This is a genomic window from Candidatus Woesearchaeota archaeon, from assembly GCA_018302225.1.
Classification (GTDB): Archaea; Nanobdellota; Nanobdellia; order SCGC-AAA011-G17; family JAGVZY01; genus JAGVZY01.
In genome coordinates this window covers 21,504-42,558 of the sequence record JAGVZY010000010.1, presented here as the reverse complement: position 1 = coordinate 42,558, position 21,055 = coordinate 21,504, and the positions used below count along the sequence as shown (strand labels likewise).

The 21,055-nt window shown below is 28.1% G+C and carries 24 protein-coding genes and 1 tRNA gene; 17 read left to right on the top strand and 8 right to left on the bottom strand.

The annotated features are described in order from the left end of the window. The first annotated feature begins 36 nt into the window (after positions 1 to 36). The 7 genes from J4403_02300 to J4403_02270 all read left to right on the top strand — a co-directional run bounded on the left by J4403_02300 (position 37) and on the right by J4403_02270 (position 3,689). A complete protein-coding gene (locus J4403_02300; GenBank protein ID MBS3167015.1) occupies positions 37 to 642 on the top strand; it encodes a nucleotidyltransferase domain-containing protein in 606 nt (201 codons plus the stop codon). Continuing rightward, positions 635 to 1,156, top strand: a complete 522-nt coding sequence (locus tag J4403_02295) for a hypothetical protein (protein ID MBS3167014.1) — start codon at positions 635 to 637, stop codon at positions 1,154 to 1,156. Before J4403_02300 ends, J4403_02295 begins: the two co-directional genes overlap by 8 nt. A 119-nt stretch (positions 1,157 to 1,275) precedes the next feature. Continuing rightward, positions 1,276 to 1,527: an AbrB/MazE/SpoVT family DNA-binding domain-containing protein gene (locus J4403_02290; protein MBS3167013.1), complete on the top strand. Its 252-nt coding sequence runs from the start codon at positions 1,276 to 1,278 to the stop codon at positions 1,525 to 1,527. After that, positions 1,512 to 1,844 (top strand): type II toxin-antitoxin system PemK/MazF family toxin, encoded by a 333-nt coding sequence (locus tag J4403_02285; protein ID MBS3167012.1) that lies wholly within the window; start codon positions 1,512 to 1,514, stop codon positions 1,842 to 1,844. The genes J4403_02290 and J4403_02285 overlap by 16 nt, the downstream gene beginning before the upstream one ends. A 123-nt stretch (positions 1,845 to 1,967) precedes the next feature. Further along, positions 1,968 to 2,834 (top strand): hypothetical protein, encoded by an 867-nt coding sequence (locus J4403_02280; GenBank protein MBS3167011.1) that lies wholly within the window; start codon positions 1,968 to 1,970, stop codon positions 2,832 to 2,834. Between the two features lie 196 nt (positions 2,835 to 3,030). Next, entirely contained in the window at positions 3,031 to 3,291 is a 261-nt protein-coding gene (locus tag J4403_02275) for an AbrB/MazE/SpoVT family DNA-binding domain-containing protein (protein MBS3167010.1), read from the top strand. After that, positions 3,288 to 3,689 carry a putative toxin-antitoxin system toxin component, PIN family gene (locus J4403_02270; GenBank protein ID MBS3167009.1) on the top strand — a complete coding sequence of 134 codons (402 nt, stop codon included), beginning with the start codon at positions 3,288 to 3,290 and terminating at the stop codon, positions 3,687 to 3,689. Before J4403_02275 ends, J4403_02270 begins: the two co-directional genes overlap by 4 nt. A 183-nt stretch (positions 3,690 to 3,872) precedes the next feature. Here J4403_02270 and J4403_02265 read toward each other — a convergent pair whose 3' ends face one another. After that, positions 3,873 to 4,412, bottom strand: a complete 540-nt coding sequence (locus tag J4403_02265; GenBank protein MBS3167008.1) for a hypothetical protein — start codon at positions 4,410 to 4,412, stop codon at positions 3,873 to 3,875. A gap of 209 nt (positions 4,413 to 4,621) precedes the next feature. Further along, positions 4,622 to 4,695: transfer RNA gene (locus J4403_02260), tRNA-Gln, on the bottom strand. Positions 4,696 to 4,757: 62 nt separating this feature from the next. On the opposite strand from J4403_02260, the gene J4403_02255 reads away from it, so the two are divergent. The 6 genes from J4403_02255 to J4403_02230 are packed head-to-tail and all read left to right on the top strand — an operon-like array spanning position 4,758 to position 8,686. Further along, the gene (locus J4403_02255) at positions 4,758 to 5,558 is read left to right on the top strand and encodes a DegT/DnrJ/EryC1/StrS family aminotransferase (protein MBS3167007.1); all 801 of its coding nucleotides are present in this window, start codon (positions 4,758 to 4,760) and stop codon (positions 5,556 to 5,558) included. A 35-nt stretch (positions 5,559 to 5,593) separates the two neighbouring features. Then, entirely contained in the window at positions 5,594 to 5,812 is a 219-nt protein-coding gene (locus J4403_02250; GenBank protein ID MBS3167006.1) for a hypothetical protein, read from the top strand. A 1-nt stretch (position 5,813) separates the two neighbouring features. After that, positions 5,814 to 6,494 (top strand): hypothetical protein, encoded by a 681-nt coding sequence (locus J4403_02245; protein MBS3167005.1) that lies wholly within the window; start codon positions 5,814 to 5,816, stop codon positions 6,492 to 6,494. Next, positions 6,491 to 7,192: a methyltransferase domain-containing protein gene (locus J4403_02240; protein ID MBS3167004.1), complete on the top strand. Its 702-nt coding sequence runs from the start codon at positions 6,491 to 6,493 to the stop codon at positions 7,190 to 7,192. Before J4403_02245 ends, J4403_02240 begins: the two co-directional genes overlap by 4 nt. Positions 7,193 to 7,233: 41 nt before the next feature. Further along, a complete protein-coding gene (gene amrS, locus J4403_02235; protein MBS3167003.1) occupies positions 7,234 to 8,235 on the top strand; it encodes an AmmeMemoRadiSam system radical SAM enzyme in 1,002 nt (333 codons plus the stop codon). 40 nt (positions 8,236 to 8,275) lie between these two features. After that, positions 8,276 to 8,686, top strand: coding sequence for a hypothetical protein (locus J4403_02230; protein ID MBS3167002.1), 411 nt, complete (start codon positions 8,276 to 8,278; stop codon positions 8,684 to 8,686). On the opposite strand, the gene J4403_02225 is transcribed toward J4403_02230, so the two are convergent. Together J4403_02225 and J4403_02220 are read right to left on the bottom strand one after the other, a co-directional pair. Next, positions 8,687 to 10,828 (bottom strand): hypothetical protein, encoded by a 2,142-nt coding sequence (locus J4403_02225; GenBank protein ID MBS3167001.1) that lies wholly within the window; start codon positions 10,826 to 10,828, stop codon positions 8,687 to 8,689. Next, positions 10,825 to 12,504 (bottom strand): hypothetical protein, encoded by a 1,680-nt coding sequence (locus tag J4403_02220; protein ID MBS3167000.1) that lies wholly within the window; start codon positions 12,502 to 12,504, stop codon positions 10,825 to 10,827. Before J4403_02220 ends, J4403_02225 begins: the two co-directional genes overlap by 4 nt. A 95-nt stretch (positions 12,505 to 12,599) precedes the next feature. Here J4403_02220 and J4403_02215 point away from each other — a divergent pair, with 95 nt between their 5' ends. The 4 genes from J4403_02215 (at position 12,600) to J4403_02200 (ending at position 18,011) form a co-directional block, all read left to right on the top strand. After that, positions 12,600 to 13,154: a hypothetical protein gene (locus tag J4403_02215; protein MBS3166999.1), complete on the top strand. Its 555-nt coding sequence runs from the start codon at positions 12,600 to 12,602 to the stop codon at positions 13,152 to 13,154. A 174-nt stretch (positions 13,155 to 13,328) separates the two neighbouring features. Beyond that, positions 13,329 to 15,080 (top strand): alanine--tRNA ligase, encoded by a 1,752-nt coding sequence (locus J4403_02210; protein ID MBS3166998.1) that lies wholly within the window; start codon positions 13,329 to 13,331, stop codon positions 15,078 to 15,080. Then, complete coding sequence (locus J4403_02205) at positions 15,077 to 16,099, top strand: hypothetical protein (protein MBS3166997.1); 1,023 nt, start codon at positions 15,077 to 15,079, stop codon at positions 16,097 to 16,099. Before J4403_02210 ends, J4403_02205 begins: the two co-directional genes overlap by 4 nt. Positions 16,100 to 16,166: 67 nt before the next feature. Continuing rightward, entirely contained in the window at positions 16,167 to 18,011 is a 1,845-nt protein-coding gene (locus J4403_02200; protein ID MBS3166996.1) for a hypothetical protein, read from the top strand. 23 nt (positions 18,012 to 18,034) lie between these two features. Here J4403_02200 and J4403_02195 read toward each other — a convergent pair whose 3' ends face one another. Genes J4403_02195 through J4403_02180 form a run of 4 tightly spaced genes read right to left on the bottom strand, consistent with a single transcriptional unit; the run spans position 18,035 to position 21,033 of the window. Continuing rightward, on the bottom strand, positions 18,035 to 18,364 hold the full coding sequence (locus J4403_02195; protein ID MBS3166995.1) for a VanZ family protein: 330 nt from the start codon (positions 18,362 to 18,364) through the stop codon (positions 18,035 to 18,037). A gap of 23 nt (positions 18,365 to 18,387) precedes the next feature. Next, positions 18,388 to 19,407 (bottom strand): ATP-binding cassette domain-containing protein, encoded by a 1,020-nt coding sequence (locus J4403_02190; GenBank protein MBS3166994.1) that lies wholly within the window; start codon positions 19,405 to 19,407, stop codon positions 18,388 to 18,390. 1 nt (position 19,408) lies between these two features. Next, entirely contained in the window at positions 19,409 to 20,209 is an 801-nt protein-coding gene (locus J4403_02185) for an ABC-2 family transporter protein (GenBank protein ID MBS3166993.1), read from the bottom strand. Beyond that, positions 20,206 to 21,033 (bottom strand): ABC-2 family transporter protein, encoded by an 828-nt coding sequence (locus J4403_02180; GenBank protein MBS3166992.1) that lies wholly within the window; start codon positions 21,031 to 21,033, stop codon positions 20,206 to 20,208. The genes J4403_02185 and J4403_02180 overlap by 4 nt, the downstream gene beginning before the upstream one ends. Positions 21,034 to 21,055 lie beyond the last annotated feature (22 nt).

Below are 21,055 nucleotides of genomic sequence, written 5' to 3'. Positions count from 1 at the left end.
TATATAGTACATTAAATGTACTAAGCTATACATAAAATGAACAATACATTATTCGGAAACGGAAAAGAAAAGATATTAGCCTGTTTTTATAGAAATTATACTAAAGAGCTTTATTTTAGTGAGATTTTAAGAGAAACAAAACTAACTCAGAATACTACTCTTAAACATCTGAAGAATCTTCAAACAAACAACCTTATAATTTGTACTAAAAAGATAGGAAATACTTTCTATAAGTTAAATCCTAAAAATAAACAACTTTATGCTATTCTAGCTTATTTTGATTATAAAAAGTTTAATGAACTTCCTTTAGATAGAAGAAGGGCAATAACCGACTTATTAGATAAACTTAAGATTAAACCTTTAATCACCCTCCTTTTCGGTTCGACTGCAAAAGGAACTTTTTCAAAAGAAAGTGATATAGACTTGCTTTTAGTTTATAATAAAAAAGAATCTGAAGATCAAAAACTTAAAAAAGATATAGAAGCAATAACAGGAGTTAAAATACAAACTTTTATAATTAATTTTGACTATTTTAAAGAACAGATATTAAGAGAAGAAGATAAAGTTATAACTCACGCAATAAAGACAGGATTTCCATTATCGGGAAATGATCAGTTTTACAAAGAGGTATTAAATGACTAAAGAGCTTTGGGAACTATGGCTGGAAAGTGAAGAAAGAAGAAATAGAGATTTCAATCAGTATCTTAAATCCAAGAAAATAACTAAAGAAACTGAAACTCCTGCTTTAGTTAAAGGTCACATAGAAAAAGCAGATCATAATCTTAAGTTTCTTCAAGCCACTCTAGGATTAAAGGAATTTAATGATTGGGCAATTGTTGTTTCTTATTATTCTATTTATCAGGCGTCTTTAGCATTGTGTGCGTTAAAAGGCTATTCAACAAAAAATCATTTAGCTACTTTATTAATATTAATTAAAGATTTTTACAAAATTAAACTAGATAGAGAAGATATAGCAATAGTTAGTAAGGTGGCTATAGAAAAGGAAGAAGTTTTAGATTATATTAAGAATAAAGCAAAGAGAAAAGAGGCAAATTATTCAACTAAAATCTTTTTTGATATAAAAGAAGCAGAGGGGTTACAGAGAAAAGCAATAAACTTCGTGAATAAGGTTAAAGAGATTATAGATACATATTAAACCTGTTTTTTAGGGTGGTTTGTCAGGGGGTGAGCCTGTTGTGTGATGTAGGAGAGACCATCGAAATATAATCTAAAAAATAGAAAGCTTTATAAGTAAGAATATTCTTACATTTGAATATGATGAAAACAATTAAAGTATCTGAAAAAGGACAAATTGCTCTTCCTCAAACTATGCGAGAAACTCTAGGAATAGAACAAGGAGATGAGTTAATAGTTATACAATTAGATAATAAGATTTTATTAGAAAAATCACAAAAAGTTGAACAATCTATGAAAGATGATTTTAGAGATATTCTTAAGTTTAGCGAAATGGTTTTAGCTAAAGATTGGAATAGCAAAGAGGATGAAAAAGCATGGAAGAATTTGTAAAAGGGGATGTAGTAGTATTACCTTTTCCATTTTCAGATTTGAGTAATTCAAAAAAGAGACCTGCTTTAGTAGTTGCTGAATTAGAAGGGGATGATATCATTCTCTGTCAAATAACTAGCGAAGCTAGAGTGGATAAATATTTTTTGATTCTAAACAATAAAGATTTTAAAAAGGGAAGTTTGCCTTTGACTAGTTCAATTAGACCTAATAGGTTATTTACAGCAGATAAGTCCATTATTCTTTATAAATCTGGTTCTCTTAAAGAATCTAAAATAAAAGAAGTTGAACAAGTAATAGTTAAGATGTTTACTAAGTAATTTGTTTTCTTTTTTTGGGTTGGTTTGTCAGAGATACCTCGGAGTTCTGTTTATATATTGTGGAGAGAAGAATGAGACGATTTTGAGATTAGTTTTATAAGTCTTAATTAGTTCTTTTAAACAATGGTTATACTAATAAATTTTAAGGAAGAATTGGAAAAGAAGCTTTCTGAACCAAAAGTAAAACGGATCCCTTCAATCAGTCTTAAAAAGAATGGAGTAATTGATAATTTTAGCTTTGATCAAAAGTTTATTTCAGAAATGGTTTCAATTTTAGGAGAACAATATTCTAAGGCTAATTCTATCGCCCAAGAGTTTCAAACTTTACTTTTTGAAAATCCCTTAAGGGCGGTTAAGAATTTAAGATCCTATATAGAAAGAATAAGAGATATCTCTTCTAATAGGGCATTTGGAGAATCTATGGCTGGTGGACCAAATCAAGATACTATTGTTCCAGTGTTTAATGTTTTAGGTTTCGTTTATCCTGCATTAGATAGAGAAGTAAGAAAAGAAGGATTAAGACAATGTTTGAATTATTTAGATGGATTAAGATATGATTATTCGCAAAATCATGTGGAATTAATTGATGAACCTTGGTTAGTTGGAGATATAGTTTCTAATCGCAGTCTTTATTGGTGCGGTTATCAACAACAAACAGACTTACTCAAAAAAAATCCTATTTGGAAAGATTTTATAAAAGTTATGACTAATACTCAAAGTGAGTTTTGGTTAGCAATAGCCGTTGCTCATCCCGAGTATTCTTCTTTAGAAATTAGGACCAATTTTTATAAACTATTTCCTCAATTGACGGATAGAACAACTGATGCTATGGCTGCAATCGTTTATAATTGGAGTTTAAATAGAAGTAAGGCGTACGGTATTCCTTTAGAACAGGAAATTCAAGAACAAATAAAAAAGATTGATAGATCTTTGTATTCTAAACTTATAAAGAAGATTGAAGAAAAAAAGTGGATAAGATTGGAAGATTAATGTTATCTCAAAATATGGGGCAATTTGGCTATCAGAATTCTAAGCATTCAGATCACACTCGATTGTCATGTCAACACGGATAGCCCCGTCAGGTTATCTATAGGAAACATGACTTGAGAGGGACTGTTAGTAAAATTACAGAAAGCTTTATAAATAAGATAATCTTACTGATAGTATAAATTTATTGGAGGTCAAAATGGAAAATTTAGAAATAACAAGTATGAGTTCAAGAGGACAAGTAGTTATACCTCAAAGTCTAAGAGATAAGCTTAGAATACATGAAGGAGAGAAGTTTGTTATTATTGGCGAAGATAATACTATTGTTTTAAAGAAATTAGAAATGCCTAATTTTAATGGAATAGATAAATTGCTTAAAAAAACTAGAGATTTTGCAAAACTTAAGAATTTAAAACAAGTAGATGTAACAGAAGCTATAAAAGAAGCTAGAAAAAAATGAGAGTCGTTTTAGACACAAATGTTTTTATTTCTGGAATATTTTGGGAAGGCAATTTTTGTTCTCAAATTATAAATAAATGGAAAGAAGGAAAATTTCAATTAATTAGTTCTGAAGAGATTATAGAAGAATTAGTAAAAACTCTTAAAACTTTTAAGATTTCTATGGACAAAGAGCTAATTGAGGAATGGAAGAATCTTATTTTAGAAAATTCAATCATGATTGATGTCCCTATATGTGCCAATATAGTTAAGGAAGATCCTGAAGATGATAAATTTATTTGGGCTGCAGTCTATGGACAAGTTGATTTCATAATTAGTCAGGATAAACATCTTTTGAAATTGAAAGAGTATGAGAATATTAAGATTTTAACGCCTGAAGAAGCAATAAGAGTTATTTAATTAGTTTAGTTACAGCAGATAAGTCCATTATTTTTTATAAATCTGGTTCTCTTAAAGAATCTAAAATCAAAGAAGTTGAACAAGTAATAGTTAAGATATTTACTAAGTGATTTGTTTTCTTTTTTTTAGGTTAGTTCGTCAGAAAGACCATTGGATGCGTGACATCGGAGGAACGGTTTTTTATCAATTAATCAAATTAGAACATTCGTTTGATAGTTTAATTGAGGGATTCATTTTTTTTAAATTTTTTATGAGCTCTATAATTTTAGTTTTATTAAATCGAATAAGTGTAAAACTTTTTTTACCTAAAACTTTAGAATTTATAGTTAATAAATTTCTTAAGGGGTCTTTTGCGGAACACATAACTACAGGTAAGTAATTATAATTATATCTTAGAAATGTAATATCCTGAATGGAGATTATAGGTTTCTTTTTTATAAAAGCAAAAATATTTAAATCTCCTATAAATCCATATTTTCCATCATACCTCGCTTGTCTTGGAAATATTATTTTGTCTTCTTGGATTATAATTTTATTATTTGTTAAAAGGAGAATAACTGCAGGTAGAAATAAAATAAAATTAAAACTTATTAATATTATTGCTCCGAATATTTTTTTATTTATTATTAAGTTAATTATAAGGCCTGTAATTATGATAAGAAGAAGAGAATAAACAATAAGGTGTAAGATACCTATAGTGCCCATAGAAAATCTTTTTTCCATAAATTGTAGTCCATTTGAGTTTATTTAAATCTTTCTGCAAATTATCTTCCCCTTATTTTTTTAACACAGCTAACGTGTCGCATCTTTTTTCAGTAAAGGTAATGTTTAGCCATTAAAATGGAATCTTCGCACACGTTCAAAATGTGGGGCAATTTTGCTATCAGAATTCTAAGCATTCAGATCACACTCGATTGTCATGTCAACACGGATAGCCCCGTCAGGATTTGAACCTGAGTCGCAAGGTCCAGAGCCTCGCATCCTTGGCCGGCTAGACTACAGGGCTGTTTAAATAGTATTTAAAGGAAACCAATAAACTTTATAAAATATACTTTTCTTGACTGAATAATGCATGATAAGGTGTTTGGAAGGTTAAGAGAATTCTTGAGATTAAATCATATTAAAGTTGTAGAAAGAGGAAATCTTGCTTTGTTGATGGCACTTGAAATGGTTTCAAAAGTTAATCCTACTAAAAATGTTATTCTCATTCCAGATCAAGGTGGATGGATTTCTTTTAAGAATTATCCTTTATTATTCAATTTTGAAATAAGGGAAGTTAAAACTGATTATGGAATAATAGATTTAGAATCTCTTTCAAAAAATGCAAAAGATGCTTCTGCATTATTAATTACTTCTTTAGCAGGATATTTTGCTGAACAACCCTTAAAAGAGATTTCAAAAATATGTAAAGAAAATAAATGTTTGTTAGTTGAAGATGCTACGGGTGCAATTGGAGATAATATTTTATGTAATGGTAATTTTTCAGATATAATTATAGGCTCTTTTGGCGTAAAAGATATAGTAAATTTAGGTTATGGGGGTTTTATTGCATTTAGAGAGTATGATTGGGTAAATTATATCAAAATTTCAAGTTCTTTATCTAAGGTTCATGAAAGAATTTATTTTGATATTTTAGTTAAGTTAAATCGAAATAGGTTAAATCAATTATTTGAAAAAGCTGAAAAAGTAAAAAATGAATTAGAAGATTTTGAAGTTATACATAGAAATAAACGGGGGTTGAATGTAGTGGTTAAATTCACTTCAGAAATTATAAAATATTGTGATAGAAATAATTATCCCTACATTTTATGCCCTGAATACACAAGAGTTAATGAAAGTGCTATTTCCATTGAGTTGAAGAATTTATAGAAAACTTTAATAAGTATTGAATTAAGTGAAATTATATGAAAAAAATAATTAGTTTTTTAGTTTTAACCTTATTGGTTGTTTCAGTATTTATTATAGTAAAAAAGGATCTTAATTTAAAAGAAAGTAGTGATAGAAAAGCTTTTTTAGGATCTTTAACCGGCTGGGCCGTAAAATCTACTAAAAATGTAGCAGATACTGCGACTTATGCTGTAAAAAAAGACTGGAAGCCAGAGAATGCAACAAGAGGTGCTTAAAATGAGTTTTATAAAAAATCTATTTGAAGGAAAAAATAGCCCAGAAATACATAGCCAATTTGTAAGATTCGGTAAGGGAGATTATGAAGATAGAATGGTTTATGTAGTAACTCTTGGGCCAAAATTAAAAATTGTTTCTGGCTTTGAATTGGCAAATGATTTTGTTAATTTTATAATTAATAATTCTAAAGAAAATGATAAAATTAATGTTAAGGGGACTATTTTTGCAAAGAAAGATTTAGGTTTAGATTATTCTAGTGAAACTAAAAAAGGTTTTACAATTTATACTCTTGATGAAGAAATGACTGTAGGGAGTCTAAAAAAAATTTACGAGGTTGCGAAATTAGAGTATATTTTATTAAGTATTTCTAATAGTAAATTTGAATTGAACTGTTCTGCAAAACCACATAATCCTAAGGGAAAATATAAAATTAATTTTTGTAGTTTTATAGTTAATAAAGATTTTGAGAAAAAATTAATGGATACTTTTGTACCTGATTGTCAATTTAAGAAAAAAATTGAAATTAAGCACAGAATTGTTGTAGAAGGCATAGAAATTCCTGATAAGTATAAAAATGATGCTTTACAGGCAAGGCTTAATGGTTTAAGATACGGAACTATAGAAAGAAAGATTATAATTGATGGGCAAGAAACTATTAAGAAAATTAACTTTAAAGCATGACTCTTGTTGAAAAAATAAAGGAAAAAAGAGAACTTTCTGATTTACCTAACGAGTTTGTGGAAAAGATACTTAGTGAAGTTGATCCAAAACTTAATGATCGGGCAAGATTAAAAAAAACAAGAGAGAAACTAAGAAAGATTTATGGTATGTTTAAAATTGGTGAAAATTTAGAGAAAAATATTTCTGCTAAAACTAGAGATTATAAAGATTTATATAAAAAAATATTTTCTTTAACTGGAAAACCTAAAAAAATAATCGAATTGGGCTGTGGATTAAATGGGTTGTCAATAAAAGATTTTGGTTTTAAGACAGGGTATTATGGTTATGATTTGTCTGGAAAGTACTGCGAACTTTCTAATAATTATTTTAAAACTAATAAATTGGATGCTGAGTGTATTCAGATGGATTTGAGTGAAATTAATAATTTTAAAAAGATTCCAATTTGTGATGTAGTTTTGTGCTTTAAGGTTTTAGAGTCATTAGAAGCTGTTAAAAGAGATATTTCTAAGGATATTTTAAAGGTTTTAAAATGTAAGTATTTTGTTGTTTCTTTTTCAACTAAAGGTTTGGGTGGCGGGGTTAATATTAAAAAGAAGCAGCGGGTTTGGTTTATAAGATTTTTAGAAGAGCTTAATCTCAAGTTTGAGAGGTTTGAAACAAGGGATGAACTATTTTATATAGTTAAAATCAACGGCTAGGTTTTGAAAAGAAATATAAATCTTTAGAATAAGTAGATATTATGAAAGAAGCAAGTTTTTATGATAAATTAGATAAGAAAAAAGTAAGATGTATTTTATGTCCTAATTATTGTATACTTTCTGATGATTCGGTTGGTTTGTGTGGTGTAAGAAAGAATGTAAAAGGGAAACTTTATTCTTTAGTTTATAATAGACCTTGTGCAATTCAGTTGGATCCTATAGAGAAAAAACCTTTGTTTCATTTTAAACCAGGTTCTAAAGTGCTGTCCATTGGTACTTTGGGATGCAATTTAAAATGTTTAAATTGCCAAAATTTTCAGATTTCACAGATAAAAGCAGAGGAATTAGATATACATGAAGTTAAATCTGAGAAGATAGTTGAAATGGCTAAACTGAATAAGGCTGGAATTGCATTTACATATACAGAGCCGACTATTTTTTATGAATATATGTATGATTGTGCAAAACTTGCAAAGAGAGAGGGAATATTTACGGTAATAATTAGTAATGGTTATATTAATGAAGCACCTTTAAAAAAATTATTAAAATATATAGATGCAGCAAATATAGATTTAAAATCATTTGAAGATATTTTTTATAAATCAAATTGTTCTGGAAGAATTGCTCCTGTGCTAAAAACTTTACAAATAATTAAAGAGAGTAATATTTGGTTAGAAATAACAAATTTATTAATACCTGGAAAAAATGATTCTATTACTGAAATAGAAAAAATGTGTTCTTGGATAAAAGAAAATTTGGGGGAAAATATTCCTTTGCATTTTTCAGCATTTCATCCGGATTATAAATTAATTACTCTAAGACCTACGCCTTTAAGGACTCTTGAGAGTGTAAAGAAAATTGCAGAAAAATATTTAAAATATGTTTATTTGGGAAATCTCTCTTTGAAAGGTGCAGAAGATACAATTTGTCCTAATTGCAAAGAAGTTCTTGTTGAAAGAGAAGGTTTTAATGTTAAGAAAAATAATATAAAAGAACTAAAGTGCGTTAAATGTGGTTTTAAGCTCGATGGCGTCTTTGTTTAAAATCACAAGCTTTAAATAGCTTTAGTTCAGCTTTTTGAATATGTCAGAAACCAAGATAATTGCAAGAATTATAGTAGAAATTATGGGTGCTCCTCAAGAGCATGTAGTGGATACTATGAATAAAGTAATAATTAAATTAAAGGAGTCTGATACTTTAGTTGTTAAAACTGTAGAAACTGCAGATTGTGTAAAAGTCGATGAAAAATTCTTTTCAACATTTTCAGAGATAGAAATTGAAGTTAAAAAATTAGAAACTTTGATGAGTTTAGGTTTTGATTTTATGCCTAGTTCAATTGAAATTTTAGAACCGCAGAGTTTGGAATTAAAATCTCAAGAATTAACTGATTTTCTTAATGACTTAATTACAAGATTGCATAATTATAATGTTATTGTTAATAATCTTCAAGCAGAAAACATTTTGATGAAACAACAGTTAGAAAAGAAAAAATAATTAATTTTGTTCTTTGGGTTTTTTATTTGAAAATTTGTACAAAATTAATCCTACTAATGCTACAAATATTAAAACTATAAAAAATAATAAAAATGCGGGCGTATTATTCGTTTTATTTTCTTTGTTTAATCCGGTGGTGGGAGTGTTATTTACAGAATTTTGATTTGTAGGGATTTTAACTGTTTGATTTATTTCTTCTTTTAAATCTTCTTCATCCTCTTCTTTAGGTGCTTCTATTATTTCTTTTTCTATCTCTTCTTTTATATTTTCTTTTAAGATTGTTATAGGTATATTTGTTATTTTGTTTCCTATAATAAGTAATGTTCCATCCTTCATTTCTTCTAGAGAATTAACTTTTATTGTTAAATCTAAAGATTCCCCTGATTTTAATTCATCTATATTCGGCGGAGATAATTCTATACTTTTACTAAGCTCTTCATTTAGTTTTAATGTTAAATTTTTTGCATCTCCCCCCGTGTTCTGTATTTTTAATTCTTTTATGTAGGATTCACCAATATCACTTAATTTTATAGAACTTATTTCAGAAGAGTCTTCTAAAATAATTAGTTTGGGCTCTATTATAGATATTTGTTCTTCTTTAGTTTCAACTACATTTTCAACCCAAATAGGGACTGTATAAGATTTGCTATCATAATTAACAATTATAGAACTATCTTGTTTTAGGTTATTTATATTAATATAAAATGAGTTTTTGCTTACTGTTTCTAAGTCTATTTTGTTAAAACCAATAGAAGGATTATTAGATTCTAAGCTTATTTTTAAGGGTTTTATTCCTTTGTTGTATAAGTTAATTTTGTATTGTATTTGTTCTTGTGTATATTGAATTATGGAAGGTGTTAGATATAATGAACTTGAAACTTTTTCGTTTGAATAAAGTGAATATAGCGCTAGGGCAGTATTTTTATAACTTTCAATCATTCCGTCGTCTGATTGTAGAGTTTTAATCTTTTTGTTTATAGCTTCATAATAAGTTTTATCATTTAAGAATAAATATGCAAAACTTGTAGCATAAATATTTGGAGTATTGTCTTGATATAAGGTGCTGGTAGACCAATATCCATTGTTATAATTTGAAATTAACCAATTTTTACTTGTTTCATCTCCTGAAATTTTGAAATTAAATGAATTGTCTAGTGTTGATTTTTTGTTATAATTGTTTTTAATATATTCATTTGAACTTTTTCCTAATGCCCAGAAAGCAAAAGCAGTTGATTCAAAATCACATTGTGTTTTGTAATTTTTTCCAAAACATTGATCATTATTTAGCGCAAAGTTTGCAGTCTTTGAACTTATTTCAGATAAATAAACTTTGTTTGAAATATAACCGTGTATTAATTTTATATTTGGTGTGTCTTGGAGTTGGGAGCAGTCTATAATTAAATTATTTTTTGGAGTAATATCAAAAGTATTATTTCCTATTAAAATTGATTTGCTTTGACCATCAATTATACAATTTCCTTGGTTTTTAGATTCTATCTCAATAATAAAATCTCCAACTGAAAAAGAATTAATGGCTCCTTCTAACCAAGTTTTAACATCGTTTTGAATGATTCCCGTAGTTTTATGAGCAAGATGAGCTAAGGAAGTTTCTTTGATATTACAATTACCTCTTGGAAAACAGCCTTTTTCATCTTTGAAAGAGTTTAGTTTTTGTAATTTGTTTGTTAGGTCATATTTTTTATTTAAAGCAAGAATTGCTAAAGAACATTCTTCTACATTTGTACAGTCATTGCTATTAATATAATCAAAACCCTTATTCATAGAATAAATTGTGAAATTCTTTTCTAAATTTAGAGAGTTAAAAGAGTTTTCTTGGTTTGTAATTAAATTAGAGATTTTTAGTGTATATTCTCCATTTTCTAGTGAAGTAGGTAATGGGGTGTGAAAATAAATTTCATTATTTCTTATATAGGTACTATAAGAAGTATAAATTCTTGTGCCTGAATAGTATATTTTAGGTAGAGGTGTGGAGATAATTTCAGAATCTGTTTTTATATTTATTTGTAATGTTTCTCCTGGAGAATATTCTGAATTAGCAATATTTAAGGTATTTGTAGCTTTTGCAATAAAAGAGAATAGTAAAATAAATACAAAGCAAAGTAATACCTTTAAAATTTTCATTTTCTTCCAGCAATTTTTCCAGCTTCTTTTACTGATTTTTCGAGTTCTTCTTCTAATTTTTTGAGTTCAGCAGATTTTTGAACTGGTCTTCTTTGCACTGGCTGTTGTATACTTTGTCTGCTTAAAGGGGCATAGTCATTTCTTTCAATTGGTTGTCTTAAATAATCTCCAAAGGGGTTTTCATCAGAAGATTTTTTCTTTATTTTTAAGAAACCTTTTTTGTAAGAGTAATATACTGCTCCACTTGCAGCAAGTAAAACTATTATTATTGTAAGGATTATTATCCATGAATTAGACTCATTATCAAAGGGTATATCTGGTTCATCAGGTTCATCTGGAGAATCGAAGTCCTCATCATCTTCAGATGTAGAATAACCATCCTTTTTTGTTGTTTTATCTTCAGATGAGCTTAATACACACTCATATAATTCTTTATCACATTTATAATTCTTTCCGAATTTTTTTGTACATTCTGAGTCTAAAATACACTCATAATTTACTTCTTCATCTTTTTGAATACTTTTTTTACTTCCATTTATTTCATTAGCACTTTCTACATAAGCTGGATTTATTTTTTGAGTTATTGCTCCAGAATATAGTGCCAATAAAGTGTCTTGAACATTGCAATTTCCTTTTGGCCAACAATAATTTGATTTGTCATATTGATTATTAATTGCGTCCAAAGTTAGATTAAGATTAATTATATAAGCATCTTTGTAAGTGCCATAGATTATTGCATCAGAATACATACTTCCAAATGTGCCCGCATTATCTTGTAAATTAAGTAATTGAGAATTATATTTTTCGTCTGTAGTTAAACTGTATAATACGGCTGATGAAAGGGGGGTTTGTGATTGTTGAGTTAGCCAGGCTAACATCGATTGATCTTTTAAAAATTTAGTTTGACTTAAGAGTATAAGTGCAATTGCAGTACTATCTACATCACAATTGGCATAGCCATATGCTTCTGGAAGACATTCACTACCTAATTTAATATCATAAGATTTAGTTGTTTCTTGTTTTATTAAATAATAAACATTATTTCCAGAATCAAGGATTGTAGAGATGATTGGTGTGGATTTTAATTCTGAGCAATCTGCTTTTAATTTTAATTGGTTTTGAGTAGTATATTCTTGAAGGTTTGTCCAAGGATCTTTTCCATCAGGAAATATTGGAATTGTTTTTTGTTTCTGAGAATCTAATAAAATATAACAATTTTTGTTATAATCATTTTGATTTAATTCTGATAGTTGAAGATTCCAATTGCCTGCGCTATAATCTGTGAGAACATTTGTTTTTAACCAATCAGCAGCTTTTTTGGTTTCGGTTCCTGAGGGATCAACACGTCTTAAAGCTTGCATTGCAAAAGCCGTGTCTTTTATTAAACATTGTCCTTTGGGCCAACATCCTGCTTCATCAATATTCTTTTTTAATAAGTTTGTTGTGATTTGAATTTTTGTAGGATTATGATTTAAACCAGTTAGAACTATGATTGCTAATGAATTATCAAAGTCATTTCCCCAGTCCATATCTGCTTTTTGTTTTGAAATAAGCCAGTCTATAATTTTATTTGAGTCTACTGCTTCATGTGTTATTAAGGGTATTTTTAATTCTGGGGTTTCAAGATCTTCATCTAAAGCACTAGCAAAATATATATTTAAAAACAGAAAAAACATAATTATTACTGGAAATTTTTTTAGCAAGCTTTAAACCACCTCTAAATATTAAAACTGGATACTATATTTATAAATATTTCCCTCTTTTTAGGTTTATGAAACTTTTAGCAAGGGGAAAAAGAGGTTTAATCTATTTAGATGGGAAAACTTTGATTAAAAAAACTAACCCTAAGACTTTTGCAATTAATACTATTAATACTGAGATTTTTTGGTTAAAGAGATTAAACAAATTTAATATTGGCCCCAATTTGTTAGAATCTGGTGATAATTGGTTTAGGATGGAATATATTAAAGGTATATTGTTAAAAGATTTTTTGAAAAATTATGATAAAAAAGAACTTAAAAAAGTTATTTTAGAGATTTTAAAACCGTGTAGAATTTTAGATAAATTAAAAGTGAATAAATTTGAAATGCATTCTCCTTTGAAACATGCGATTATTAAGTGGAAGTTATTTGGATATAAAGTAACTTTACTAGATTTTGAGAGATGTAGAGCAACTGAAAATCCTAAGAATGTTTCACAATTTTATCATTTTATACAAATACATTTGAATTGTGGTGGAAAAGTGTTGAATGCTTTGAAAGAATATCAAAAGAAACAGAATGATGAGAATTTTAAAGAGTTTTATAGTATTATTAAGCGGTTATAGGCTTTCTGGGCAACAAATTTATAAATAAAATAAGATTTTTATAGTTTAATGAAATTAGCAAAAGAGAGAGTTAAAGAAAAATCTAAGAAAACTAAAATTAAATTTAGAGATGCAGTTTTAGAAGATATAGAAACCTTTAAAAAATTATTACCTATAAGATTTAATATGCGTGAGATGCCTGCAAAAGAGCTTAAAAAAGAATATATAGAATTCTTTAATTCTAAGGCTCATAAAACTATAAGTTCTGCACCTATAATTCCTCAGAATGATCCTACTGTATTGTTTACAACTGCAGGTATGCATCCTTTAGTACCTTATTTATTAGGACAAGAACATCCGATGGGCAAAAGATTAGTTGATGTTCAAAAGTGTATAAGAACAGGGGATATAGATTTGGTTGGTGATAATTCTCACTTAACTTTCTTTGAGATGCTTGGAAATTGGTCTTTGAATGACTATTTTAAGAAAGAAGCAATAAAATATAGTTTTGAATTTTTAACAAAAGTTTTGGGATTTAGTAGAGATAAAATTTTTGTTACTGTGTTTGAAGGAGATTCAGATGCTCCAAGAGATGTAGAGACTGCTAAGGTTTGGGAAGAATTAGGAATTAAAAAAGAGAATATTTATTTCTTGTCTAAAGAAGATAATTGGTGGGGTCCTGCAGGTGAAACTGGTCCATGTGGTCCATGCACTGAAATGTTCATAGATACTGGAAAAGAAAAATGTTCTTCTGATTGTAAACCTGGATGTAGATGTGGAAAATACTTTGAAATCTGGAATGATGTATTTATGGAGTTTAATAAACAAAAAGCGGGTTCTTATAAAAAGATGAAAATTCATAATGTTGATACTGGGATGGGTGTTGAGAGAACTATTGCTATGTTGCAAGGTAAAAATTCAGTGTATGAAACTGAGGTATTTGTTCCAATAATTTTAAAATTAAAAGAACTTTCAAAATTAAAAGAAATTACAAAAGAAATGAGAATAATTGCAGATCATTTAAAAGCTGCGACTTTTATATTAGGTGATGAAATTGGGGCAGTACCTTCAAATGTTGGACAAGGTTACGTTGTTAGAAGATTAATAAGAAGAGCTATTGTAAATGCAAGAGAAATTAATGTGAAAAAGTTTACACCTTTGATTTCTGAGATTATAATTAAAATCTATAAAGATGATTATCCTTTGTTAAATACTAAAAGAGAACATATATTAAAAGAATTAAGATTAGAAGAAGAAAGGTTTAATTTAACTTTAGAGCAAGGTTTAAAGGAGTTTGAGAAAATAATTTCTAAGAAGAAAGATAATGTAATAACTGGAGAAGAAGCATTTTTATTATTCCAATCTTATGGTTTCCCAATTGAATTAACTTTAGATTTGGCTAAAGAGAAAAATTTAATTGTTAATAAACAAGAATATGAAGTTAAATTTAAAGAGCATCAAGAATTATCAAGACAGCATATTGGAACTTTTAAATCTGGTTTGGCAGATAATTCTGAAACAACAACTAAACTTCATACAGCAACACATATATTGGCGCAAGCTTTGCGTGAGATTTTAGATAAGAATATTCAACAGAAAGGTTCTAATATTACTCCTGAAAGATTAAGATTTGATTTTAATTTTGATAGGAAAATGACTAATAAAGAAATTAAGAAAGTTGAAGATAGAGTTAATGAAATAATCTCTGAGAATTTAGAAGTTAAACGTGAAGAAATGACTGTTGAGGATGCCAAAAAGAAGGGTGCACAAGATGTATTTGAGAATAAATATGGAGAAAAAGTTTCTGTTTATTTTGTTGGAGATTTTTCAAAAGAGATTTGTGCGGGGCCCCATGCTACTAATACTTCTGAGCTTGGAAAGTTTAAGATTCTAAAAGAAGAGTCTTCTTCAGCTGGAGTAAGAAGGATAAAAGCTGTGTTAGAATGAAAAATATAAAAAATCAAACATTTCTTATATGTATAATAATTATAGCTCTTTTTATTGGCGGATGTATTAGTAAACCTATTGAAAAACTTAATGTTAATGACTTAGGAACAAAAGGAGAAATTAAAGAAAATGTAACAAATAAAAATGGTATAATAAATGAAACTAATAATACCTCGCAAGTTAAAAATAAGTTCATAAATTGGACAAAAGAAAAAAAAGTAATTACTCAGGGAGTTAGTTCTTCTATAATAATTAAAGATAATAAATATTTAATGTATTATACTGGAAATGGAATTGAATTAGCCGTTTCTGAAGATGGTTTAAATTTTATAAAAAAAGGAAGAATAATTGAGAATGGACCTGTTGATTCTGAGCAGGAAATGGTTACAAATCCTACAGTTTTTCAGTTGTTAGATAAGAGCTATAGAATGATTTATGAAGGTAGTCTGTGGGCTGAGGACGAAAGGGACCATAGATATCAAATGGATAGAAAACTTTATAGCGCAATTTCATTTGATGGTGAGAAATGGTTTAAAGAGGAAGGAGTAAGATTTTGGGATTATGGGGATGGAAAGCCGGGGGAAGTATTTACTTCTGTTCCTGATATAATAAGGCTTCCAGATAATAGACTGAGAATGTATTATACAAGAGGAGCAACTTCTGCAATTGCTTTATCTAATGATGAAGGATTAACTTGGACAAAAGAAGTAGATTTGAAACTTAGAAAGGTTGCAATAGATTTAGATATTTTGCTATTAGACGACAATATGTATAAATTATTTTTTACAACTTTTGAAGATGAGTTTGGATTTGGCGAGCAATGGATGATGAGTGCAGATTCAATTGATGGAATTAATTTTGTAATTAATGAAAATAAAATAATTGAGTCAAGCACACTTGGTGGATTGATTACTGATCCCGATGTTATAAAAACAGATAAAGGATATAGAATGTATTATGGTGAATTTAAGAATGGTAAATTTGAGTCAGATATAATGAGTGCTTTTGCTTCTGAATAAAGGTAATTTTAGACAATCAAGATAAGTTTATAAGCTGCCAAATATTTTATCAAAAAAAGAGAATTATATGCTAAAAAACAAACTTTTTCTAATTATTGGAATATGCCTAGTTTTATCTAATTTCAGTTTTGCACAAGAAGAAACTCAACAACCAGTATTAGAAGAAGTAAAAGAGAGTGTCACTTGTATTTTTACAAATACAGATCTAGCACAAGCATGTTATCCTAATATTGGAACTCCTTGTAAGGGAACTAATAGTTGTACAACAACAATTTCGGGAGCAAGAGGAACACAAATAACTTGGAAAAGTTCCTGTGGTAGTTATGCTTCTACAACTTTAGATGGAAATAATGAAGAAATCAAATTCGAATGTCCTACACTTAACCCAATACTTATACAACAACCTCCCACTTTAACACAACCAACACCTATTCCACCATTAGAACCTTCAGAAACAAAAGCTGAAATTGTAAGATGTGTATTCACAAATTCAAATTTACCTCAAAAATGTTACTCTAGTCTTGGAAATAGTTGCGAAGGAATTGGAAGTTGTAAATTAGAAATTTCAGGAGCACAAGGTATGCAGGTGGCATGGAAAAGTTCTTGTAATGGCTATTCAACTACCCTAATTGATGGCGCATTTAAAGAAATAAAATTTGATTGTTTATTGCAGTCAACACCTGTGCCAATACAATCTTATTTAAAAGAACAAATTACTTGTATATTTAGCAATTCTAATTCATTACAAAAATGTTATACAACATCTGGACCTTTTTTTAGTTGTTATGGAATAAATAGTTGTACAATGGATATTTCAGGTACTCAAGAAGCACCAATAAGTTGGCAAAGTAGTTGTGGTGGTTATACAAAAACGGTTATTACTGGTTCAAATAAAGAAATCAAATTTGACTGTTCTACGCAACAAGCCCAACCTATTCAAGGTATACCTCAGCTTGCACAACCACCTTCTCAAACTTATCCTAGCCAACCTATTCAATCACCCCAAAAATTAATAACTGAACAAGTAAAATGCGGTTTTATAAATTCTAATGTGCTTATAAATCCCCATACTTCAACAGAATCTTGTTATACTACTGATGACAAAAAATATGCGTGTCAATGGACTGGAAATGTTATGTCCAAACAAATAAATGGAGAAACAGTAAAGCAAGGATATTGTATTGCGTTGATTACTGGAGAAAGGGGAACAAAACTTAATTGGAAAAGTAGTTGTGGTAATTACGCGTCTACAATAATAGATGGCAATAACGAAGATATAGATTTTATGTGTATTCCTTCTTCTGAAGTAACTGAAGATCAAATTAAAGGAAAAGGATTTAAATATGCTTCTTGGAAATGTTATGATAATACTGAAAGCTCAGCAGCTATTTCTGAGGCAGGAACAATTTTATCATGTAAAACTTCTGAAGAATGGCAAAAAATTGCGTCAGTAAGTTGCAATGCTCATTGTTATACAGATGAAAATTCTCAAATAACTAAATGTGGCGTAAATTCATTTAGTGTTTCAAAAGAATGTTACTTAGATGAAAATTCGAACATTTATGAAAACAATCCACAACCCCCACAACCAACTATACAACCTATTCAAACAATGCCTTTTCAAGAACCCCAATATGAAACACCAATAGAAGAAAAAATGCCTCTTCAGCAACCAGAAAATATCTTGATGTGTAAAGATAGTTGTCCTTTAGATGAAAAATGTTATCCTTTTGGTTATAGGAAAAATGAAAAGTTTTGTTCTGATGAAGGAAATTTCAAAGAGCAAAAAGTAGAAGAGATTACATGTGAAAATAATTTTGAATGTAAAACAAATGTTTGTGTAGATGAGAAATGTATTGGTTCAAGTTTGATTAAACAGATGATAAATTTTTTCAAAAAATTGTTTGGATAGCTTAAAAATAAATAATCCAGTACTTATTTAAAATAGAAAATAATTAAACCTGAAAAACTATCAATTGCTAAATCTATTATTTGAAATGTTCTTCCAGGTGTGAATAATTGGTGCGTTTCATCAAATAAGGCATAACCTATTAATAATATTAAAGCCAGGAAATACTCTCTTTTAACCTGGGCTTCTTTTAAACTTAAGTAATACAATACCCCCAATATTCCGAATAAATAGAAATGTGCAATATAACCAAATAAAGAATCTCCTTGTCCAATTGAGCTTGCTGGAGCAGTTTTGGATGATAAATAAAATATAAATCCGGTCCAAATTAAGGCTAAGAGCCAGTATTTTTTCATATTTAAAAAAAGAATAAAAAGGTTTAAGTTTGTTTCCTTATTTTATCTTGGTGCTTATAGATTTCACGCATTACTGCTTCTAATTTAGGTTCTGTAATATTTAAATCAATAACTTCACAAGAGTCCATGATTTGTTTAACAATTTTTGGAACATCAAATTTGGTTAGATCTATTTTTAATTTGTAATAATTTCCTGTTTTTTCAATAATTTCAAATTGTTTTATTAATTTATCAAATTCCTGTTTCTTTTTAAGTTTTGTAAACTCAAATTTTATTTCTTTAGATTTTACATATTTTGCTTTTAGTTTATCTAAATCGCCATCATAAACTATTTTTCCTTCATCAATTAAAATTACTCTTTTACATAATTCTTCTATATCGCCCATATCATGGGTTGTTAAAATAATGGTTGTTTTTTCTTTTTTATTTATTGTTCTTAAGAAATTCCTAATTTCTTCTTTGGCAACAACGTCTAAGCCGATAGTTGGTTCATCTAGGAATACAATTTTTGGATTATGTAATAAAGATGCCGCAATTTCACATCTCATTCTTTCACCCAAACTTAGCTTTCTAACTGGAATATGAAGATATTTATCTAATTTTAATTTATCAATAAAGAAATTTAATCTTTCATTAAATTCTTTTTCATTAAGTTCGTAAACATCTTTGTATAATTTAAAAGATTCTATAACTGGTATATCATACCATAATAATGATTTGTGCCCAAAAACTGCACCAATATTAAAAGTGTATTTATACCTTTGTTTAGAAGGGTTAAATCCTAAAATATCTATTTTTCCAGAATCTGGAATTAAAATACCTGTCATTATTTTAATTGTAGTTGATTTTCCTGCACCATTTGGTCCAAGATAACCTATAAATTCACCTCGATTAACTTCAAAATTTATTCCATGTAATATTTCTTTAGTTTCATATTTTTTATAAAATATTTCAATTATTTTATGGATAAAATTAGATTTGGTCTTAATCGGTACTTTAAATTTTTTCTTAAGATTTTTCACGCTTATTACTCTTTTGTCCATGTCAACCACCTTGAGAATCGTATCTTTTTAAACCTTTGTTCCAAATTATACTTAAGATTAAAAATAGGATTATAATCCAAATAAACTGTAATCCTACTTGTTGCAAACTCTCTAATATTGGATATTTGTTTAAATAAATATAAATCGGTGTAGCAATCATATATTTGAAAGGCAGATAATTGTTAATTGTAGCAAACCAGAGTGGAAGCATACTTAATGGAACTAATTCACCACCACAAAATCTTAATATTCCGCCAAATAACCATGTAAATGGATTGTCTGATTTAAACCAGAATGTTAAAATACTCATAATCTCTGCAAATACATAACTTAGTAAAAACATAAGCATAATACTAATTAAAAATAATATTAAACTAAATATATTTGTTTGTACTTTCCAACCAAATATTAAACTAATTATAAAAAAGAAAAATAAGGCCGCCGCAAATTGAACTAAACTTTTTACAAATTCACGTAAGCAAGATTTTATAAAATAATAAGTGGGTCTTATTAGTTCATAGTCTAATCTTCCACGTATAATAACCCTGGAGGTTTTTGTTTTTCCTATTCTTATGTAAATTAAGGCTCTTACTAATCCAAAATAAATTAAGGTTTCAGTTAGAGTTAAACCACCAATTAAATTATCCCCTCTTAAAGTATAAACTATATTCCAAAGCATTGCAAATAAACCTAACATGATTGGATACCATAATAGTGAAGCTAAGAGCTGAATTTTATAGGCTGTAGTTTCATTAAAGTAACATCTTGCATGGCTTAAATATTTTTTAAATGTTCTTTTCATCCAGATCCACCCTCATATCTTTTAAGTCCTTTATTCCATACTTTATATGCTATAAATCCCCAGATTATAAATAATATAATTATTATTCCTAAATAACTACTTAGTTGAGTAAAACTTAATTTCCCTAATAGAACTTTTGTAGGTATTACAGACACAAATATTAAAGGATAAATAAATGTGAATAATATTTTTATTACATTCGGGAATAAATCTAGAGGCTTGTTTATATAGTTCTCAAAAGCACTATGAATACTATAAATAAATTCATTTCTACCTAACCAGAAGGCACTCATAAAAAATATGCTTAATATTAAAATTACTAAAATCGAAGAGATAGTTAAGAAAAATATAAATCCTAAAATATTTAACCAATTCAGATTTAGTTTAAAATAAATGGATATAAAAATTAACATAGGTATTTCTGCAAGAAACATTCTTAATAACAAAAACATGTTTATTCCTTTTAAAATGATGTGATAAAAAGAATTTATGGGTCTAACTAAGATTAAATCAAGTATTCCTTCTAAAATGTATTCTTCAAGATATAAAAAACCCAATAAACATTCTACAATAGATATATAGATTCCCGTTGCAAATGAAAGTATAAGCAGTTCTGGGAGAGTCCACCCTAAAAAATTTGTTTGATTTCCAAGCATAACTTTCCAAGTTAAAAAATTTGTTAGAGTACCAATGATTACAAAAAACATTGCTGAGAAAAAAGTGAACTTGTATTCAGTAATGTCTTTAAATGAGAGTATGGAGTATCTTAAAAGCAATTTTAGATTTCTCTGAATAGAATGAATCACCTCTTTAAAACTTAACATTAGACTTAAAATAATTAAGAAG

Excerpts from the sequence above, each read along its gene's own strand:
- J4403_02300 (MBS3167015.1), top strand. The coding sequence starts at position 37 with ATGAACAATACATTATTCGGAAACGGAAAAGAAAAGATATTAGCCTGT.
- J4403_02295 (MBS3167014.1), top strand. The coding sequence starts at position 635 with ATGACTAAAGAGCTTTGGGAACTATGGCTGGAAAGTGAAGAAAGAAGA.
- J4403_02290 (MBS3167013.1), top strand. The coding sequence starts at position 1,276 with ATGATGAAAACAATTAAAGTATCTGAAAAAGGACAAATTGCTCTTCCT.
- J4403_02285 (MBS3167012.1), top strand. The coding sequence starts at position 1,512 with ATGGAAGAATTTGTAAAAGGGGATGTAGTAGTATTACCTTTTCCATTT.
- J4403_02280 (MBS3167011.1), top strand. The coding sequence starts at position 1,968 with ATGGTTATACTAATAAATTTTAAGGAAGAATTGGAAAAGAAGCTTTCT.
- J4403_02275 (MBS3167010.1), top strand. The coding sequence starts at position 3,031 with ATGGAAAATTTAGAAATAACAAGTATGAGTTCAAGAGGACAAGTAGTT.
- J4403_02270 (MBS3167009.1), top strand. The coding sequence starts at position 3,288 with ATGAGAGTCGTTTTAGACACAAATGTTTTTATTTCTGGAATATTTTGG.
- J4403_02265 (MBS3167008.1), bottom strand. The coding sequence starts at position 4,412 with ATGGAAAAAAGATTTTCTATGGGCACTATAGGTATCTTACACCTTATT.
- J4403_02255 (MBS3167007.1), top strand. The coding sequence starts at position 4,758 with ATGCATGATAAGGTGTTTGGAAGGTTAAGAGAATTCTTGAGATTAAAT.
- J4403_02250 (MBS3167006.1), top strand. The coding sequence starts at position 5,594 with ATGAAAAAAATAATTAGTTTTTTAGTTTTAACCTTATTGGTTGTTTCA.
- J4403_02245 (MBS3167005.1), top strand. The coding sequence starts at position 5,814 with ATGAGTTTTATAAAAAATCTATTTGAAGGAAAAAATAGCCCAGAAATA.
- J4403_02240 (MBS3167004.1), top strand. The coding sequence starts at position 6,491 with ATGACTCTTGTTGAAAAAATAAAGGAAAAAAGAGAACTTTCTGATTTA.
- amrS (MBS3167003.1), top strand. The coding sequence starts at position 7,234 with ATGAAAGAAGCAAGTTTTTATGATAAATTAGATAAGAAAAAAGTAAGA.
- J4403_02230 (MBS3167002.1), top strand. The coding sequence starts at position 8,276 with ATGTCAGAAACCAAGATAATTGCAAGAATTATAGTAGAAATTATGGGT.
- J4403_02225 (MBS3167001.1), bottom strand. The coding sequence starts at position 10,828 with ATGAAAATTTTAAAGGTATTACTTTGCTTTGTATTTATTTTACTATTC.
- J4403_02220 (MBS3167000.1), bottom strand. The coding sequence starts at position 12,504 with ATGTTTTTTCTGTTTTTAAATATATATTTTGCTAGTGCTTTAGATGAA.
- J4403_02215 (MBS3166999.1), top strand. The coding sequence starts at position 12,600 with ATGAAACTTTTAGCAAGGGGAAAAAGAGGTTTAATCTATTTAGATGGG.
- J4403_02210 (MBS3166998.1), top strand. The coding sequence starts at position 13,329 with ATGCCTGCAAAAGAGCTTAAAAAAGAATATATAGAATTCTTTAATTCT.
- J4403_02205 (MBS3166997.1), top strand. The coding sequence starts at position 15,077 with ATGAAAAATATAAAAAATCAAACATTTCTTATATGTATAATAATTATA.
- J4403_02200 (MBS3166996.1), top strand. The coding sequence starts at position 16,167 with ATGCTAAAAAACAAACTTTTTCTAATTATTGGAATATGCCTAGTTTTA.
- J4403_02195 (MBS3166995.1), bottom strand. The coding sequence starts at position 18,364 with ATGAAAAAATACTGGCTCTTAGCCTTAATTTGGACCGGATTTATATTT.
- J4403_02190 (MBS3166994.1), bottom strand. The coding sequence starts at position 19,407 with ATGGACAAAAGAGTAATAAGCGTGAAAAATCTTAAGAAAAAATTTAAA.
- J4403_02185 (MBS3166993.1), bottom strand. The coding sequence starts at position 20,209 with ATGAAAAGAACATTTAAAAAATATTTAAGCCATGCAAGATGTTACTTT.
- J4403_02180 (MBS3166992.1), bottom strand. The coding sequence starts at position 21,033 with ATGTTAAGTTTTAAAGAGGTGATTCATTCTATTCAGAGAAATCTAAAA.